The 17,722-nt window shown below is 58.7% G+C and carries 17 protein-coding genes and 1 pseudogene; 7 read left to right on the top strand and 11 right to left on the bottom strand.

Features of this window, described 5'->3' with window-relative positions:
- The first annotated feature begins 427 nt into the window (after nucleotides 1–427).
- From CFII64_RS13775 to CFII64_RS13785, 4 genes and pseudogenes are all read left to right on the top strand, one after another.
- Nucleotides 428–1,342 (top strand): LysR family transcriptional regulator, encoded by a 915-nt coding sequence (locus CFII64_RS13775; RefSeq protein WP_020291395.1) that lies wholly within the window; start codon nucleotides 428–430, stop codon nucleotides 1,340–1,342.
- A gap of 153 nt (nucleotides 1,343–1,495) precedes the next feature.
- Complete coding sequence (locus CFII64_RS29325; protein ID WP_371106439.1) at nucleotides 1,496–1,930, top strand: Arm DNA-binding domain-containing protein; 435 nt, start codon at nucleotides 1,496–1,498, stop codon at nucleotides 1,928–1,930.
- Nucleotides 1,887–2,084, top strand: coding sequence for an alpha/beta hydrolase (locus CFII64_RS29760; RefSeq protein WP_371106445.1), 198 nt, complete (start codon nucleotides 1,887–1,889; stop codon nucleotides 2,082–2,084). The genes CFII64_RS29325 and CFII64_RS29760 overlap by 44 nt, the downstream gene beginning before the upstream one ends.
- Nucleotides 2,085–2,105: 21 nt before the next feature.
- A pseudogene (locus tag CFII64_RS13785) lies at nucleotides 2,106–2,885 on the top strand (tyrosine-type recombinase/integrase); the annotation flags it as partial.
- A gap of 69 nt (nucleotides 2,886–2,954) precedes the next feature.
- On the opposite strand, the gene CFII64_RS30240 reads toward CFII64_RS13785, so the two are convergent.
- The 7 genes from CFII64_RS30240 to CFII64_RS13815 form a co-directional block, all read right to left on the bottom strand.
- On the bottom strand, nucleotides 2,955–3,158 hold the full coding sequence (locus CFII64_RS30240) for a dimethylsulfonioproprionate lyase family protein (RefSeq protein ID WP_371106440.1): 204 nt from the start codon (nucleotides 3,156–3,158) through the stop codon (nucleotides 2,955–2,957).
- Between the two features lie 486 nt (nucleotides 3,159–3,644).
- Entirely contained in the window at nucleotides 3,645–4,712 is a 1,068-nt protein-coding gene (locus CFII64_RS13790; RefSeq protein WP_020291399.1) for an ABC transporter substrate-binding protein, read from the bottom strand.
- A gap of 126 nt (nucleotides 4,713–4,838) precedes the next feature.
- The gene (locus CFII64_RS13795; protein ID WP_020291400.1) at nucleotides 4,839–5,201 is read right to left on the bottom strand and encodes a 2Fe-2S iron-sulfur cluster-binding protein; all 363 of its coding nucleotides are present in this window, start codon (nucleotides 5,199–5,201) and stop codon (nucleotides 4,839–4,841) included.
- Nucleotides 5,202–5,226: 25 nt separating this feature from the next.
- Nucleotides 5,227–6,180, bottom strand: coding sequence for an FAD-binding protein (locus CFII64_RS13800; protein ID WP_156883178.1), 954 nt, complete (start codon nucleotides 6,178–6,180; stop codon nucleotides 5,227–5,229).
- On the bottom strand, nucleotides 6,165–6,458 hold the full coding sequence (locus CFII64_RS13805) for an FAD-binding protein (RefSeq protein ID WP_020291402.1): 294 nt from the start codon (nucleotides 6,456–6,458) through the stop codon (nucleotides 6,165–6,167). Before CFII64_RS13805 ends, CFII64_RS13800 begins: the two co-directional genes overlap by 16 nt.
- Before the next feature lies 1 nt (nucleotide 6,459).
- Nucleotides 6,460–6,960 carry an FAD-binding protein gene (locus tag CFII64_RS13810; protein ID WP_020291403.1) on the bottom strand — a complete coding sequence of 167 codons (501 nt, stop codon included), beginning with the start codon at nucleotides 6,958–6,960 and terminating at the stop codon, nucleotides 6,460–6,462.
- Nucleotides 6,953–7,945: an ABC transporter substrate-binding protein gene (locus CFII64_RS13815; RefSeq protein ID WP_044901354.1), complete on the bottom strand. Its 993-nt coding sequence runs from the start codon at nucleotides 7,943–7,945 to the stop codon at nucleotides 6,953–6,955. The genes CFII64_RS13810 and CFII64_RS13815 overlap by 8 nt, the downstream gene beginning before the upstream one ends.
- Nucleotides 7,946–8,296: 351 nt before the next feature.
- Here CFII64_RS13815 and CFII64_RS13820 point away from each other — a divergent pair, with 351 nt between their 5' ends.
- Nucleotides 8,297–9,520, top strand: a complete 1,224-nt coding sequence (locus CFII64_RS13820) for an MFS transporter (protein ID WP_084488260.1) — start codon at nucleotides 8,297–8,299, stop codon at nucleotides 9,518–9,520.
- A gap of 54 nt (nucleotides 9,521–9,574) precedes the next feature.
- Here CFII64_RS13820 and CFII64_RS13825 read toward each other — a convergent pair whose 3' ends face one another.
- From CFII64_RS13825 to CFII64_RS13840, 4 genes are read right to left on the bottom strand one after another with little or no spacing between them, the layout of a single operon-like run.
- On the bottom strand, nucleotides 9,575–10,597 hold the full coding sequence (locus CFII64_RS13825) for an aldo/keto reductase (protein WP_020291406.1): 1,023 nt from the start codon (nucleotides 10,595–10,597) through the stop codon (nucleotides 9,575–9,577).
- 32 nt (nucleotides 10,598–10,629) lie between these two features.
- On the bottom strand, nucleotides 10,630–12,420 hold the full coding sequence (locus CFII64_RS13830) for an ABC transporter ATP-binding protein (protein ID WP_020291407.1): 1,791 nt from the start codon (nucleotides 12,418–12,420) through the stop codon (nucleotides 10,630–10,632).
- Complete coding sequence (locus CFII64_RS13835) at nucleotides 12,417–13,433, bottom strand: ABC transporter permease (RefSeq protein ID WP_020291408.1); 1,017 nt, start codon at nucleotides 13,431–13,433, stop codon at nucleotides 12,417–12,419. The genes CFII64_RS13830 and CFII64_RS13835 overlap by 4 nt, the downstream gene beginning before the upstream one ends.
- A gap of 3 nt (nucleotides 13,434–13,436) precedes the next feature.
- Entirely contained in the window at nucleotides 13,437–14,456 is a 1,020-nt protein-coding gene (locus CFII64_RS13840; RefSeq protein WP_020291409.1) for an ABC transporter permease, read from the bottom strand.
- Nucleotides 14,457–14,776: 320 nt separating this feature from the next.
- Here CFII64_RS13840 and CFII64_RS13845 point away from each other — a divergent pair, with 320 nt between their 5' ends.
- The gene (locus tag CFII64_RS13845; RefSeq protein ID WP_044901355.1) at nucleotides 14,777–16,366 is read left to right on the top strand and encodes an ABC transporter substrate-binding protein; all 1,590 of its coding nucleotides are present in this window, start codon (nucleotides 14,777–14,779) and stop codon (nucleotides 16,364–16,366) included.
- Between the two features lie 48 nt (nucleotides 16,367–16,414).
- Nucleotides 16,415–17,623, top strand: coding sequence for an SfnB family sulfur acquisition oxidoreductase (locus CFII64_RS13850; protein WP_020291411.1), 1,209 nt, complete (start codon nucleotides 16,415–16,417; stop codon nucleotides 17,621–17,623).
- Nucleotides 17,624–17,722: the final 99 nt, after the last annotated feature.

A 17,722-nucleotide genomic window follows, 5' to 3' on the forward strand; every position in this document is an offset into this window, starting at 1 on the left:
ACTCTATCCGGACGCTGCCGGGAACACTATCAGTGGCTATTAATAGTCGACATGTCTGTCATCGATTGTCATCACATTCCGTAGGCTTATCGCCTTGTGACAAATCACAGACTGCCTCTGTGGTCATGGGCGGCCATTGTTCGCATGTCGCACGTACATTGCAACCCATGGAATGTTTCATCTTCCGCCCTTCGGACAGGCAGACGCAAAATTGCGCTGCGCTGCTGGGTATTGGGCCACCGGGCATGGCCGCACGTTCAATGAATTTGCAGGCTTTTTCGCGCGTACGATTGCAGGTATCTGATCTCGCGATGAATTTATGCATGCGCAAACTGCGTATTTGCTCGTACTATTCACGCCAGCGTTGAACACACCGGCTTTCTGCTGGCTGCCCGCTGCTTCGACAAATGCCCCGAGATCACCTGCCATGAATCGCAACGACCTGCGTCGCGTCGACCTCAATTTGCTGATTGTTTTCGAAACCCTGATGCATGAACGCAGCGTGACACGCGCCGCAGAGAAGCTGTTCCTGGGGCAACCGGCAATCAGTGCCGCCCTGTCGCGGCTGCGCGGGCTGTTTGATGATCCGCTGTTCGTGCGCACGGGTCGCAGCATGGAGCCAACCGCCCGGGCGACGGAAATCTTCGGCCTGCTCTCACCTGCCCTGGATTCGATTTCCACCGCTGTCAGCCGTGCTTCCGAGTTCGACCCGGCAACCAGCACCGCCGTTTTTCGCATCGGGCTTTCCGATGATGCGGAATTCGCCCTGCTGCCCGCGCTGCTCAAGCGGCTGCGCTCCGAAGCGCCCGGCATCGTGCTGGTGGTGCGTCGCGTCAACTATATATTGATGCCGGCGCTGCTGGCCTCCGGTGAAATTTCAATCGGCGTCAGCTACACCAACGACCTGCCCGCCAACGCCAAGCGCAAAGTGCTGCGCCGCAGCAAGCCGATGTTGCTGCGTGCCGACTCAATGCCCGGCGCGTTGAGCCTGGAAGATTTCTGCTCACGCCCGCACGCACTGGTGTCCTTCGCGGGGGACTTGAGTGGCTTCATCGATGGCATCCTGGAAAAAGTCGACCGCAAACGGCATGTCGTGCTGGCGGTACCGCAGTTCAACGGCCTGGCAACATTGCTGGCGGGCACCGATATCATTGCCACCGTACCGGATTATGCCGCCGCAGTATTGACGGCGGCAGGCGGCGTACGCGCCGAGGAACTGCCGATCGAATCGCAGACCTTCGAGCTGCACATGGCCTGGCGCGGCTCACAAGACAATGATCCGGGGGAGCGCTGGCTCAGGTCTCGGATTCAGATGTTTTTTGGGGACCCCGATAGCCTGTAATGGAATTCCACTAAATTCCATAAAACCGTTTAATAACAACAAGTTATTTGCCAATTACGTCCATGGCCGTCTGTCTAAATCCAATGGATTCCACGACCCATGGGGGCATAATTGGGGGCAAATTCCGGCTCCTTAAAGAGGATGCCCCCACCGATGCCCCCAGATAATGCGGTTGTTTTCAAACGAAAACTCAGCGATGCCTTGATCCGCTCACTGACCGAACCTGGCAAACACGCCGATGGCGAAGTTCCTGGCCTCTACTTGGAGGTGAGGGCGTCGAGTAAGGTCGGCAAATCCCCTTCCAAGGTTTGGCGATTGAAGTATCGGCTGCATGGGAAGGAAAACCGCTTCTCCATCGGCGCTTACCCCGACATTAGCCTCAAGGAGGCGCGCGACATTGCCCGAGGCGCACGCCGCGACGTGGCTAACCACACCGCTCCGCTCCGCTCAAGGCCAAGACCGCCAAGGTCGAGGCACAGTTGCTCGTATCGGCCTGTTTTCGCCGGCCCTGCAGCCAGACCTTCGCGACCTGCCCCCTACTTTCATCTCAGTCGGCTCACAGGACCTGTTCCTCGAGGAAGACGTTGATTTTGCAATGAGGCTGTCTCGCGCAGGGGTTGCCATGGAACTTCATGTCTATCCTGGCGAACCGCATATGTTCGACCCAGTTACAGGGCGCATCGCGGATCAATCGGCGCTCGACATCGTTCGGGCGTTAAAAGAGTTCTTGAGAAAGAGATGAGCAGCAGATTCGGTAGAGAATCCTACGATCATCACTGAGTTGCGCCGCCAGCGCACCATGGCCATGGCCCGGCGCGTGCGCACCATCATACGTGCCGTTCTGGGCTTTGCCGAAGGTCGCGGCTGGGTGGAGCGCAACGTGGCGCTCAGCAACATTGAGGAGTTGAAGATTCGCCACATCGTGACCAGCAACCCGGCGATCGAAAGGCCATCCGACCTGGGCAGGTTTCTTCTACGTCTTGATGACTGCAACGACGGCAGCGTTGCCAGCGCAATGCGCCTGCTGGTCATGTTGCCGGTCCGCCCAGGCGAACTGGTTCAGATGCGCTGGGAAGATGTCGACCTGGTGGGCGCCGATTGGCGTTATGTGGTGAGCAAGACCAAGCATTTGGACAAGAGCAAACACATCGTGCCGTTGCCTGAGCAAGCCTTGGTTCTGTTACGCGAGCTACGGAAAACCCGCGTGGTTGATGACGAAGGCAAAGGCTGGGTGTTCGTCTCGCCGGTCTATCCGGGACGTCCCATAAACCCGACCTCTATGCTCAAGTCCTTTCAGCGCATCTGGCCGGAGTATGACATCACTGCTCACGGCTTTCGCGCCACCTACAGGACGATCGCACATGAGCATTTGGGTATTGATCCTATCGTGCTTGAACTGTCTTTATCCCACCGAATGCCTGGTGCGCTAGGGGCTGTGTATGCGCGCGCTCAACTGCTAGTGCAACGCCGGGAGGCTGCTCAGCACTGGGCGAACTACTTAGACCAGTTGCGGCAAAATGCGGCGCGAGTAACGACAGATTGATGTACGACGGCAGAAGAGGAAGGCCGCAGGCCATCGGACGGCAAGCACCTGTACTCTTATAACGAGGCGCTAAAGCATCAGCCCCCACAGTGCCAAAAGCGGGACACCCGGCGACTTCATTGCATGGACGCAGGATGGGGAGTTGAAAACCAAGCCCCCTGCCCCAGGACTCCACCACCCCACGTCCTCCCGATACCATCCGCCCGGCGACAGAGCTAGATAGAACTCGGCAGGCGGGTGTTGGTGATAGGGGTAACAGGTCTCGGGCATCATGAGCGCCAGCCCCACCGTCAATGTGGAGCATTCAAATAGCCCGCCCGGGCCCGACGATCATTCCGTGGCGATGCCGGTCCACGAACGCGCTGTCCTGGTCGGCCCGGGACTGTCGATTTACCCTGTAACCTCTACGGTGTGGGCAAAGCGTTTGGTGAAGCACTGGCATCGTTGTATGCGAACGAGGGTGAGATGACGACCATCGCCGTGCGCATTGCCAACGTAAACGAATTTCATCCGGGTTGAAGTTCACAGCCCCAAGGACGTCGCTGCTTTTATGAGTGTGAGGGATGTCGCCGCGTTACTTCGAAACTGTGTTCAAGCTGAGCTGATCGGATTCCACGTTGTTCATGGCTTCTCAGACAACAGATAGGGAAAGGTTTGCCGGGCATTGGTTACAACCTCGCGAACGACATAATCGGTGAGCGTGGTTCCGATTATGGATTCGGCCGACCAATGCCCTGGCGGTGTCGGCTTTTCGAATGTTCAGCCAAGAACGATCTGGTCTTTGAGCAACCACGCTTTTTGCAACGGCGAGGGATCGATCCAGGTGTCGACATCAAAATCAATATCAATAAATCCCTCCGCCAGCAGGAAGTTTTTTTGCCGACGCAAACCTTCGACGTAGATATCGGAAAGCTTAGGTTCAAACGACAAATGCAGTTTGTTACCGAATGCCAGCAAGACGCTGTCTTCGTCGGTCGCGGTTTCGGCGGCAATGATGCTCAGGACCTCTTCTGGATGGGCTTTTGCCCATTCAAAGGTTTTCAACAGCACTGCGAGGTAGCGCACTACGATTTCGGGTGAGTCGAGCAAGGTTTTCCGGTCGACCGTAATGGGTCGCGGCGAACCGGCACTGAGGCGCAGCAATGGGTCTTCCTGATCGTTGATGTTGATGATCGGACGCAGTCCCTGGGCCAAGGCGCGTGCGCTGCCTGCACCTTTGATAAAAATCGCGTCGACGGTGCCGTTGAGCAACGCCAGGGTTGGAATGGCGTGATGATCTTCACGGGTCCTGGAAACCTCCTTGAGATCCCACTCGGGTGCGGCGATATCGACGAACTCGACGGTCTCGCGTGGCACGCCGCCCAGGTGCAATGCGGTCAGCAATCCGCGCTGGCCTTCGGCACGGCCGACGTCCACCAGATCACTGGCGGCCTTACGGACTACGCCAAGCTTGCGTCCACGAAGGTCGGCGACGGTGTGGATATCGCTGTCGCCACGCACGAATACCAGTTGTTCTTCATCGACCCAGGTTATACCGACGACCACGGTGTCCTGCCCCTGCGCCTTGGCCCAGATCGGCGGCACATTGCCACCCTCCCGGAAGCTGCCGGCCAGACTGTGGCGAAAGTGTGACTCCCGCACCGCGCGATCCTGGGACGCCCGGATCGAATCCAGGGTAATGCCGTGACGAGCAAATTCGTTTTGCAACCACTGCTTGTGCTGGGCGATACCGGAAGTGGTCGGCACCGGGCAACGGGTGTACCAGATCGCCGAGGGCGTGGTATTGCTTGAGGTCTGTGGTGCTTGTTTCAACAGTGCTTCAGACATGATCAAAAACTCCTGAATGGATTCGCTTGGCGATTGGAAAGGCAAGCCCGACAAGCAGTCAGGTGGTTGTTGTGGTTAGACGCTGGTCGGGCAAGCCGATGGCTGGATCAGGTTGGATGTTCACAGTCAGGCTCGCTGGGGCTTGGTTTTGTCGGTTTTGACCCGAACCAGACTGAGCTCCACCACGGTGTCGTGCAGGGCCAATTTGGGCTTGGCGGGTTCAATACGAATTCCGTCATGCAGCGCGACGGTGCAGGCCAGTTTGACCTCGCCATCGATGCGCATCGCGCAGAGCTTGCAAAGCCCGCGGCGGCAGGACAGCGAATAACCGAGATTGGGCTCAAACACGCGTTGCGCATATTGCAACGCGGTGCTGACCGAAGCGCCCTCCCAATGGTCGATACCCAACCCCAGCCCGGTCGGGGGTGGCAGCCGGATATCCAGCTGACGGAATTCGCCATCCCGGAACAACGTCAGGTGGATCAGCATTTAAAGGTCGCCATCGGGCACTGGTTCATGGACGCGCCAAAAACGGAAAGGCCACCGGCGTGGTGTGTCGTACCAGCACCCCGGCGTTGAGGCTGACCAACGAATGGGTCAACTCGCCACTGATACCGGCCTTGTGATCATGACGCTGATGGGCACCAATGGAATGCTCGCGTCCGGCTGCACCGAGCAATGCTGACTCGATAACGCTGAATGCGGCCTGACATTCCAACGCATCGCTCCAGTCACGATTCCACATACGATCCTGAGTGCGGCAGGCCAGCTGCGGCAAAACGTTGTCTTTCAGGTCTGCCAACGAAGTGAGCCCTTCCTGCAAGGCGGCAGCGGTGCGCACTGGTCCGAGGGATTTCTCCGCCAGCTGCGACAGACTTTCCTTTAGTTCGAACGGTGCGATGCCGCTGCTACGGCGAAAAGGTGCCTCGGTCTGCGCGAGGGCAAATCCGTAGTTGTCGGCAATACGGTCACGGGCGCGTCGAATACCAGCGTCGGCCGCAGCAGCCTGACCGGCAATGCGCCCCTGGACCAGCACTTGCGCACCGGCGTTGCCGGACAAGCGATTGGCGCCATGCATGGCCCCGGTGACTTCACCGCAGGCGAACAGCCCGGCAACTCCGGTGCCAGCCTGTGCATCGACACGCACTCCGCCAAGGGAAAAATGCGCAGCGGGTGCTACTTCAATGGCATAGCCCTGTTTGATTCGCTCAACAAGCGGCGTCATGTCGAAGCCCTCCCACTGCCACCCGGCACTGATGGCGCGCGAGGTCGCCGGAAAGTTATCGATAATGTCGTTAGGCAGATGCTTCCACGACAGGTAAACCCCGCCGTTGGGGCTGCCGCGCCCTTCATAGACTTCGGTCGCACAGGCCGCCGAGACCATATCGCGAGTAGCCAGCTCCATACGGACCGGGTCCCAGCGCGCCATGAAGCGCTCGCCAAAACGGTTCATCAGCCAGGCGTGCACGCCGCTTTGCGGGCCGAGAATCCACGGGAATTGCAGGCCGCGCCAGATGGCAGGAGCAGCCAGGCAGCACGGCAGCACGGCAAAAAATGCATCATTTCCATATCGATCAAGGTGGCGCCTGCCTCCACTGCCATGCGCTGGCCTTCCCCCGACAACTCTTCGGGCGCCGTGCGCAGACTCCAATTGGAGGTGGCGCCGCCGGTGGCCAGCACGGTGCTGTGTGCATAAATGCTGTCGACTGTGCCGCCACGTCGGTCCAGACCGAGCACCCCGACCACTTCATTGCCTCTTTTCAGCAACTGGCTGGATTGAAAATCCTCGCGAAAGCTGACTCCCCGCCTGCACGGCGATCCGGGTTAACGCGCGCTGCATATCGACGCCGCTGATGTGTACGCCGCGTCCGCTGCTGTGACCTGGAGCGCGCTTGTTGACTGTGAATTTGATCCCCCAGTCCACCAGCCGGCTCAATTCCGTGCCGATGCCGCTGACCATACTTTGCACCAGGTGCTGATCGTTGAGCCAGGAGCCGGCACTGATGGTGTCACTGAGGAAGCGTTCCTCGGTGTCGCTGGCGTCAGCATCAAGGCCTATCGCCCGCAGACTTTCACCCGCCACTGACACGCCACCACCGGACGTGATGGTCGCGCCGCTACGGCCCACCAGACCTTTGTTGACTACCAGCACCGAAGCCCCGGCCTGTCGCGCATGAAACGCCGCCACCAGACCCGCCGCGCCACCGCCCAACACGATAACGTCCCAAACCCCGGTTTGCTCAGACATGCAGCCAGGCCTTCAGGGAGAAGTCGGCGTCGATGAAACCTTCAGCGAGCAGGAACGCCTTGAATGAATCAATGGCCTGCAGGCCCGGCGCGTTCAGTGCGGTGGTGAATTTCAGGTGCAGTTCGGGTCCGAACGCCGCTTCCACCGACTCTTCCGACACGCCAATCTCCTGAGCGACGAAACGTCTGGTCAGATCGGGATTCTGCGCAGCCCAGTGACCGGCCTCATGCACGGATTCCAGCAGGGTTTTCACCAGGTCCGGACGTTGGTCTGCGAGGGTGCCGTCGACTGTCAACAGGCGCGGCGTGCCGTTATTGATGCGAATTGCCGGATCGCTGTGGCTTCCGGTCTCACTGAGAATCACCGCGCCGAACTGGTGGGCGACGCTGAGCCCCTCTGCACCCTTGACGAAAAACGCGTCGATATCACCTTTGATCAATTGGGTGAACTCGGCAGCGTAGGGCAACCGGCGTTTAAGTTCGGCCGGGTAACCTGCAGTCGCGCCGCCCAGTTGCGGCGTCGGCGTCACCACATCCACGAAGAGCACTTGATCACGTGAAATGCCCGCGACTTCAAGCGTCGACAACAGGCCTTTGAGCGAGGTCGCGCGCTGGAAATCAATGGTTCCTGGCTGTTGCCTCGGCAATCCCAGGCGTTTGCCCACCAGTTGCGAAACATCCCGTACACCCGATGACGGCAAGGTAATCACCGCCTGAAATTCGTCAATCCAGGTGATGCCCACCAGCCGCGTGTCGCGACCGCTGGCCCTGGCATGAATCGGCGGGATATTACCGCCCTGGCGAAAGGACCAGGGTTGCGAATGATCGAAATGACTGGCACGAACTTTTTCGTCCGGGGAACTTTGCAACGCTTGAACCCGTACCGACGATTGCGCCAGCGCCGATTCCAGATAGCCCAGTTTCACCGCCAATCCAAGAGGTGTCGGTGTCGGGCAGCGGGTGTACCAAAGACTCAAGTCGGTCATGAGTTCGCCATTAATTAAAAACGAGTGCATAAAGATGACATCACGCCGTCAATGAAGGCGCTCTTAAACTTTAGAAACTTTATTAATGGCGGACGTGGTCGCACGACATTCAATAGGATAAAACAAATATATGGATTTAAAAGACCCTGTGCGAGGTTCGTCGAGTGTAATGCAAACAGCATCCAGCTTATAGATCATTAAGTTCTGAGTTTATGACTGAGCGCCGTTTGACAGTATCCAGCGTAATGATCAATCTGTGCCGCGCGTTTTGGTGCACTTATCCGTCAATCGATACCGCTGCCGACCTTGGGCGACTTCCAATAATTCACAATAGCCGGATCTCTTCTATTTATGTCTGCCCTGTCTGTGTGGCTGAATAATTTTTCCCCGCTACGCTCTTCCCATACACGCATTTACCTTTCGGGCCAGGCCGTGTCCATGATCGGCATCTGGTTGCAGCAAACGGCGATGGCCTTGCTCGTTTACCAATTGTCCGGAGGACAGGCATTTGCGTTGGGGGTCAGTGCCTTATGTTCCAGCGTTCCGATCCTGTTGTTGAGTATGTTCGCCGGTGGCCTGGCCGACCGCTATGATCGGCGTAAACTGCTGATCGGTTGCCACTTGGTGGAAATCGCCCTGACGTTTGTCATTGCTGCGCTGATCCACACAGAACAGGTGCAACTGGCGCACATCTACGTGTTTGCTTTCTTGATGGGCTGCGTCAACTCGGTGTATTTCCCTACACAGCAAGCCTTTCTGTTCGATCTTGCGGGCATGGATAACATCCGCAAGCTGATCAGCATCAACTCGATGATCCTCAACGTGTGCCGGACGCTGGGCCCCACATTGGCCGGTTATCTGGTGGCGCAGGTTGGCATGTCAGCAGCCTTTTGGGCTAACGGCATGTCGTATTGGGTGGTAATTTTCTCTCTGCTGTCGCTGCATGCCATCGAGCAAAAGCGCCCCAACGCCGGAGAACAGGTGTCGCTCGCCGAAGCTGTTGGCTATATCCGCAGCACGCCTAACTTACGCAACCTGTACATTTGTTGCGCAGCGCTGACCATGTTCGGCCTTGGCACTTTAGCGTTACTGCCAGCAGTGGCTCACGGAGATCCGCAACGCGCCGGACTGCTGCTGGGCGCCGCCGCTGCGGGATCGCTGGTTTATGCGTTTTTCCTGTCGCCGGTCGTCAGCCACATCAAGCGTATGGGCCTGACCCTGTCGTTGACCCTGATCTGGATGGGCGGCTGGCTGGTCGTGTCGGCGTTGACCCATTGGCTGGCACTGCAACTGGTCGCGCTGTTCTTGTTCGGACTGGCGACCTCACAAGCCATGGTGACCTGTACCAGCATGGTGCAGATTCTTTCGCCGCCGGCCATGCGCGGGCGTCTGATGGGACTGTTCAGCATTATCGGATTTGGCTTGCAGCCCCTGATTACCCTGCTCGGCGGCTACATTGCCGACCGCCTGGGTGTGTCCACCACCATTGCCTTGTGGGGTCTGGTGGCGGTCACGATCGCCAGCGTGCTTTTGGCACAACCGCAGTGGCGCGGCTGGAATCTGGCAAAGAACTGAAAACCTGAACTGAACACGGCAACGCGCTGACCGGCATGCGATCAGCGCGGCAGGTCAGACGCGAGACCTACGGCCGGCGAATGGATGGCTTGGGTCGTTGTAGCCCGGCGTCGAAGAGTGGCCGGAGATGACCAGATCATCAATGAAGGCTTCGTCTTCGGCAGTAAACGCATAGTTGAGCGCAGGCACGTAATCGTTCCACTGCTCCTCGGTACGCGGTCCGGCGATAGCCGAGGTGATCAGGCGATTGTTGAGCACCCAGGCCAGAGCAAACTGTCCTGGGGTGATACCACGCGCCTCGGCGTGCTCCTTGACGCGCTGGGCGAGGTTCAACGACTCAGGGCGCCATTCGGTCTGCTGTAGACGCTTGTCATTGCGACCTGCCCGGGTGCCTTCCGAAGGCGGCTGCGTAGGATCGTACTTGGCGGTGAGTACGCCACGAGCCAACGGACTGTAGGAAACAACACCAATCCCGTAATACTCGGCGGCTGGCAGGTGCTCGACTTCAATCTGACGGTTGGCGAGGTTATACAGCGGCTGAGTGGCAGCCGGGCGCTCGATGCCCAGCAGATCTGCCGTGCGGCTGAATTCGGCGAGTTTCCAGCCGCGATGGTTGGACAGCCCGTAAGAACGGATCTTGCCGGCGCGAATCAAATCCGACAGCGCGCGCAGGGTTTCTTCAACGGGTGTGGTGTGATCCTCGCGATGAAGATAGAACAGGTCGATGTAATCGGTATTCAAGCGCTTGAGGCTGGCCTCCACCGACTGGATCACATTGTGCCGCGATGCACCGCGATCATTGGGGCCTTGCGCGCCAGGGTTGGGGTTGACGAACTTGGTCGACAGCACCCACTGCGAACGCTGTTCGGCAATCAGACGACCGACAGTCTCCTCGGACTTGCCGCCGTTGTAGCCGTTAGCGGTGTCGATGAAGTTGATCCCCTGCTCGAAGGCTTTGTCGACGATGCGCCGGGCGACGCTGTCATCGGTCTGCCCGCCGAACATCATGGTGCCCAACGTAATGGGTGAAACCTTGATTCCATTGCGGCCCAGATTGCGGTATTCAATGCTGCTCATATTTCACTCCTCTTGGTATTTATACAGCGCCGCTAGATGGCAAAGCGCGATAACAACATGGCGACTGGCAACTCCTGCCAGGCCGAATCGGCATAGGGCACCGACTCGTCGTCGGCCGCCGCGTAGCGCGGGACCGGCACCGAGCCGATGAGCTTTCGGGTGTAGTCATGACGCGCGTTCTTCCAGATCGAGTCGTGGGCGCCCTCTTCAACTATTTTGCCGTCATGCATCACCAACACCCGGTCGGCCATGTACTTGACCACCGACAGGTCGTGGGAAATGAACAGGTAAGACAGGCCGAACTCTTCTTTCAAATCAGCCAGCAGATTGAGAATCTGCGCCCGCACGGACACGTCCAGCGAGGACACGGCTTCGTCGAGGATCACCAGCGAAGGTCGCAGGATCAACGCCCGCGCGACCCCGATGCGCTGACGCTGGCCGCCGGAAAATTCGTGGGGGTATTTCCACACCGCCGATTGCGGCAGGCCGACGCGATGAATGATGTCGAATATTCGCTTACTGCGCGCCTGGGCGTCTTTTTCCCCGTGGTTTTTCAGCACGCCTTCGAGAATCCGGTACACGCTGTGCTTGGGATTGAGTGAGCCGTATGGGTCCTGAAAGACCATCTGAACGAAAGGCCGGTGGACGCGCAGTTGTTTTTCATCCAGTGCGGCGATATCGGTGCCATTGAGCAGGATCTGCCCGGAGCTGGACTTGATCAGCCGCAAAATGGTTTTACTCAGTGTGGATTTGCCGCAGCCGGACTCACCCACCAGGCCCAAGGTTTCACCTGGCAGGATCTGAAATGACACGTCGTCAACGGCAGTCACCGGCCCCCGGCTGGTCTTGTACTCTGCGCGCAGATTACGCACCTCGAGAATCGGCTGATCGGGAGCGCCGACATTGGCCTCGCGGGCGGTCCGGTTACGTGCATGGCTCTGCAGATCAAACTCTATGATGCCGTTGGACGCCCGGCGCACATTGATTTCCGGCAGAGAGGCGTTCGCGTAATGCAAAGGTGTATCCATGCGCAGCGAAGCACCCAACAAGCCTTGGGTATAAGGATGCTGCGGCGCGGTGAAAATGGCTTCGGTGGTGCCCGACTCGACAATGAGCCCGTCGTACATCACCGCCACACGATCCGCCCACTGCCCAACCACCCCCAGGTCGTGGGTAATCAACAGCAAACCCATGGCGTATTCTTCGCTCAGATCTTTGAGCAACTGCAGAATGTGCGCCTGCACCGTCACATCCAACGCAGTGGTCGGTTCATCAGCGATCAGTAACCGTGGGTTACAGGCTACGGCGATGGCGATCATCACCCGCTGCCGCTGGCCGCCGGACAGGTTATGGGGAAAGTCGTCCAGACGTGCCGCCGCATTGGGAATGCGCACCTTCTTCAGCAGATTCAACGCTTCGAACCGGGCATCCTTGCGCGACAGGCCACGATGTCGGCGCAGCACCTCGCCGATCTGTTCGCCGACGCTGAGCACCGGGTTGAGTGAGGTCATAGGATCCTGAAACACCATGGAGATGTCATTGCCACGCAGCCCGCGCATCACCGGATCGCTGATTTTCGAGAGATCCAGCCCGTCGAAAGCTACTTGCCCGCCAATGTCGGCCTGGCCGCCGAGCAGGCGCATGATGGCCATGGCGGTGGTGGATTTACCACAACCGGACTCCCCCACCAACGCCAGGGTTTCCCCACAGGCGACGGTGAAATTCACGCCCTTGACCGCCTGATAATCGCCGTAGTTGACCCGCAGGTCTGAGACATTCAGCAATGGTTGACTGGAGTCATCGATATTGGCTACAGCGTTCATGCTGTTCTCCCGCGCAATCTTGGGTTCAGGGCACTGATCAAGGCGTCGCCTACCAGGTTCAGGCTAAAAACGGTAATCACCAGCGTCAGGCCAGGGATCGCGGTCAGGTAAAGCGCGCTGCGCAGCATGTCGCGGCCTGTGCCGATCATGCTGCCCCAACTGACTTTGTTTGGGTCGCCGACGCCAAGAAACGACAACGAGGATTCGGTAAGAATTGCCGAGGCTACTATTACCGACGCGGTGATGATGATGGGGGGCAAGGCGTTGGGCAGTACTTCACGAAAGATGATCCAGCGCGTGCTGTAGCCGACACTGCGTGCAGCCAGAACGAAATCGGCACTGAGCAATGCACGAAACTCCGCCCGGACCAGTCGCGCTACGGTATCCCAGGACGTCAGCCCGATGACCACGGCGATGATCGTCACCGTGGATTGGGTAATGGACACCACCACGACCACCAGCAGAAATGAAGGGGTGGTCTGGAAAATCTCGATCAGCCACGTCAGCGCGCGATCAATGCGGCCGCCAAAGTAACCGGCCAGCGCGCCGATCAGCGTACCGATCAACACACTGACGAGCGCAGCGGTGATGCCCACCAGCAATGACACCCGAGCGCCGTGGGCAAGCCCCGCAGCCAGATCCCGACCCAAAGCGTCGGTTCCTAACGGGAATTGCCAGTCTTCAGCCGGCGCCAGCAGCGGCTGGGCCACCATATCCAGAGGATCGCCCGGATAAAGATAACCGGCGCCGAGCGCCACCAGCACAATCAACAGCAATACGCTGATACCAGTAACGGCGCCGGGCGAACTCAACAGCGCCCGGGTAACCGGCCAGCGGCTGCGGGGGGCCAATGAGGTTTCCGGCAGCGCTGGATCGTCCGCGGCCAAGGGTTTGACCGCCGAGCTGAAACGTCCCAGCAGCGCGACGCACAATTGCTGGCGCCAGGAAGATTCAGGCAGCACCGGACGCACAGGATGAACAGTCGAAGTTGAATCGGAGGCTTGGACGCTCATGTTTCAGCGCCCCTTGGCACGAGCGGCGATCCGCGGATCGAGTCTGGCATGCAGCAAGTCCACCAGAATATTGGCCGCGATGACAATGAAAGACGACATCAACAGAATGCCCAGAAGCACTTTGTACTCCCGAGCCTGGACGGCTTCGAGGGTCAGACGGCCGATACCAGGCCAGCCAAACACTGTTTCCGCCACCGCTGCGCCGCCAAGCAGACCGCCAAGGTGCGCACCGGCGACGGTGGTCAGAGGCAAAAGTGCATTGCGCAGCACATGCCGCCAAGTAATCCGCCAGGGCGACAAACCTTTAGCCCGGGCGGTGCGGACATAATCCTGGGTCAGCACTTCAAGAACCGATGCGCGAGTGAGCCGGGCATAGATGGCGATGAAAAAACTGGCCAGCGTCAGGGCCGGCAAAATCGCGTACTGCAGTTTGTCGACGAATTTTTCAGCGCCGGTCAAACCTGCTCCGATGGTGCCATCGCCGCCGCTGGGCAGCCATTCGAGTTTGACCGCGAATAGCACAATGGCCATCAGACCGATCCAGAAACCGGGAGTTGAATACAGCACAAAGGCAATGGAGGACAGCACACGATCAGGCCATTTGCCTTTCCACAACGCCATTACCACACCTAGGCCAACCCCAACCGCCAGCGAGATCACCAGCGCCAGCCCCATCAACAACAGCGTGTTAGGCAGGCGTTGAGTGATGACATCCAGAACCGGGATGCCATAGCGCGGCGAGTCGCCGAGGCTCAAATGGGCGAGTTGCCCAATGTAATCGCCAAACTGTGCCAGAGAAGACTTATCCAACCCGTATTGCTGACGCAGCAGGGCCGTGGTTTCGGCCGTGGCCGAGCCTGCTTCTGCCACCAAGGCATCGACAGCATCGCCCGGCACCATTTGCAGCAAAACGAAGTTGAGGACGATCACCCCGACGGCGGTCGGGACGGCACGAATGAGGGGGCCACGAAATCCTGAATGCAGGAGCTGAGTAATACGCTGATAGAAAGTGCTGACCGGCATCGGGTTCTCTGCAAACAATCGGATTGAACGAGTGCTGTTTCAAGGGCGATTACTAATACAGCAATTGTTCTGGGTAAACACCGACGAAAACGTTCTAAACTTATTATCACGCCGGTAATTGCAACTGCGTTTAACGTTATAAGTGCGCACTTGAACATTTGAGAAAATTTCCGCTAGGCTCGTGGTTCTGTTCTGCCCCCCAACAGAACACCTTTGAACCCCTATTAAAAAAACGCCTCATGAGTTCTAACTCTGGAACCCATTGTCAGTGGGTCGTTATTTTCTGAACCTGTTATTTTTTTGTACAGCAAAGGTGCAGCATGCCGTTAAGCCGAAGGACGTTTATCAAAGATTCCATGATCCTGGCCGCAGGCGCCGGATTGGCGGGCAATGCATCCGGGATATTCGCCGCCGTCGATGGCAAGCAGACACTGGTCGTATCCCAATTCCCGGAACCGACGATTCTGACCAACGCGCTGACCACCGACGGGACCATCTACACCGTCACCAGCAAACTGTTCGACGGCCTGCTGTCTTACGACGCGCAACGCAAACCGGTGCCGCGCCTGGCGACGGATTGGCACGTCAGCGACAACGGCCTGGTCTACACCTTCAACCTGCGCCAGGGCGTTACCTGGCATGACGGCCATCCATTCGGCGCTGAAGATGTGGCGTTTTCACTGCAAAGCATCTGGCGCAAATTCAACTCGCGGGGTATTACCACCTTCGCCCCGGTGAGCAAGGTTGAAACCCCGACGCCGCTGCAAGTGGTGCTGACCCTGTCGACACCTGCGCCGTATCTGCTCAGCGCGCTGTCTTCCACCGACGCTCAGGTTCTGCCGCAGCACTTGTATGACAGCGGTAACCCGCTAACCAACCCGCACAACATCAAACCCATCGGTACCGGCCCCTTCAAGTTTGATCGATGGGACCGTGGCGTATCGATCAACCTGGTCAGGAACGAGCAGTACTGGGACGCTGGCAAGCCGCATCTGGACGCGCTGATCTTTCGCATCATTCCTGACCTCACCGCAGCGTCCGCAGCGCTGGAAACCCAGGCCGTCCAGTTGGCGTCCGTGGCCCTGAGCAACGTCAAGCGCCTGCGCGGCGTACCGCAGTTACAGGTGAGCGAAATAAGCGCGCCCTACTCCCCCGGCCTGGTGGGTTTTGAGTTCAACCTGGAAAAGCCGGTGTTTCAGGACGTGCGCGTGCGCCAGGCCTTTGCCCACGCCATTGACCGTGACTTCATCGTCAAAAATATCTACTTCGGCTTCGCCCAACCGGCTTTCAGTGCAATCCCCGCGAGCATGAGCGATTTCTACGACGACAGCGTTCCGCGTTACCCCTTCGATCTGGCCAAAGCAGAAGCATTGCTTGAGGAAGCCGGCCTGAAGAAGGGAGCCGACGGCCTGCGTCTGACCCTGTTCAACGACCCCAACCCGGCCAATGAGACCTTGCAGATCGCGCATTATCTGCGCAGCAATCTGGCGAAAATCGGGGTGAAGCTGGTGATTCGCTCGCAGGATTTCCCGGAGTACGTCAACCGGGTCTACACCCGCCGCGACTTCGACACCACACTGATCAGCGCCACCGCCGGCCCAGATCCGGTGATGGGCACCCAGCGTTTCTACTATTCTGCCAACTTCAAACCGGGCATTGCGTTCTCCAACGGTGCGCGCTACGCCAACCCCCGAGTCGACGAGCTGCTGGACCTTGGCCAGGGCGAAGTCGATCCGGTCAAGCGCAAGGCCTGGTATGCGCAATTCCAGCAGATTGTGCTGACTGATCTGCCGAAGATCCCCATCGTTTCGCCCACGGTGGTCGTGGTCACGCAAAAACAGCTGAAGAATTTCTTCAATTCCTCAGAAGCGCTCTACGGCAATTTCGCTGATGCGGTTTATCAGGCCTGAGATTGACCAGGCGAAATTAACCTCGCTCCCAAGGAAAAGGACTTATCCATGACCGATACCACACTAACCCCGCCGCATCGAACCGTAGCGGCGCCCACCAGCGCGGCCCATGTGATTGCCAGCGACCAGCAAGCCATTGACGTGGCCACGCGGCTGGCGGTGATATTCAAGGCCAGCGCCCAACGGCGGGACGTCGAACGGCAGTTGCCGTGGCAGGAACTGGAAGACTGCGCCCGCAGCGGGTTGCTGGCTGTCAGGGTGCCCCGCGCCTACGGCGGCGCCGAGATTTCCTACCTGACCTTGACCCGGGTGGTGGCGATCATCGGTGAAGCCGACGCCTCCATCGGACAGTTACTGCTGAGCATCATTCTGGCTTGCAGCGTTATCGAGGCGGTGGGTCGCGAGGAACAGAAGCAGCTGTTCTTCGGCATGATTCTGCAGGGCTACCGCTGGGGCAACGGCCACGCGGAAGGTGGCAGCCTGCCCGCAGGTACCACCCGCACGCAGATCACCCGAGAAGGCGATCACTACCGGGTCAACGGTTCCAAGGCCTACTCCACCGGGGCGCTGTTTTCGCAGCTGATTTCCATCGGCTGTGTGGACGAAGACGGCCTCTATAAAACCGCAGTACTGGACCGTCATGCGCCGGGTCTGACCATCATTGATGACTGGGACGGATTCGGCCAGCGCACCACGGCCAGCGGCACGCTGCTGCTGGACAATGTGTGGGTCGAAAACAGTCATGTGCTGAACTCTGAACTGGGTAAAACCACCGCCAACAGCTACGGCATTCCGGACTTGTTCCACAGCGCTCTGGACTTGGGCATCGCTCGTGCAGCATTCAACGACACGCTGGAGTACGTGCGCAATCATGCTCGGCCATACGCCCGCACCGGGGTCACCGACGTGACCGAAGACCCTTACACACTGGAGATCATCGGCGATTTGCACACGCGCATTCATGCCGGGGAAGCGGTGCTGGAACGCGCGGCTTCGCTGTTTGACCAAGTCACCGCTGAAAACGGACCGGGGCCCTCGGCGAAAGTCTCCTCGGCACTGGCCACGGCCAAGATCCTCACCACCGAAGCGGCGCTGCTGGCCAGCAACAAACTATTCCAGCTCGGCGGCGCGAGCTCCACGCGCCTGGAATACGGTTTCGACCGCCACTGGCGCAACGCCCGGACGCACACGGTGCACGACCCGGTGGCCTGGAAGTTCAACCTGATCGGCAAGTTTCATTTACTGGGAGGGGAATAAAGTCCGGTTTCATTGGGGATCACAACTTGCGGATCGGCGCTTCAATCCAGGGAGGTAAACAATCACCGGAAAACACACATGAACACGGGCAAAGCAGCT

The organism is Pseudomonas sp. CFII64, from assembly GCF_000416235.1.
Taxonomy (GTDB): Bacteria; Pseudomonadota; Gammaproteobacteria; order Pseudomonadales; family Pseudomonadaceae; genus Aquipseudomonas.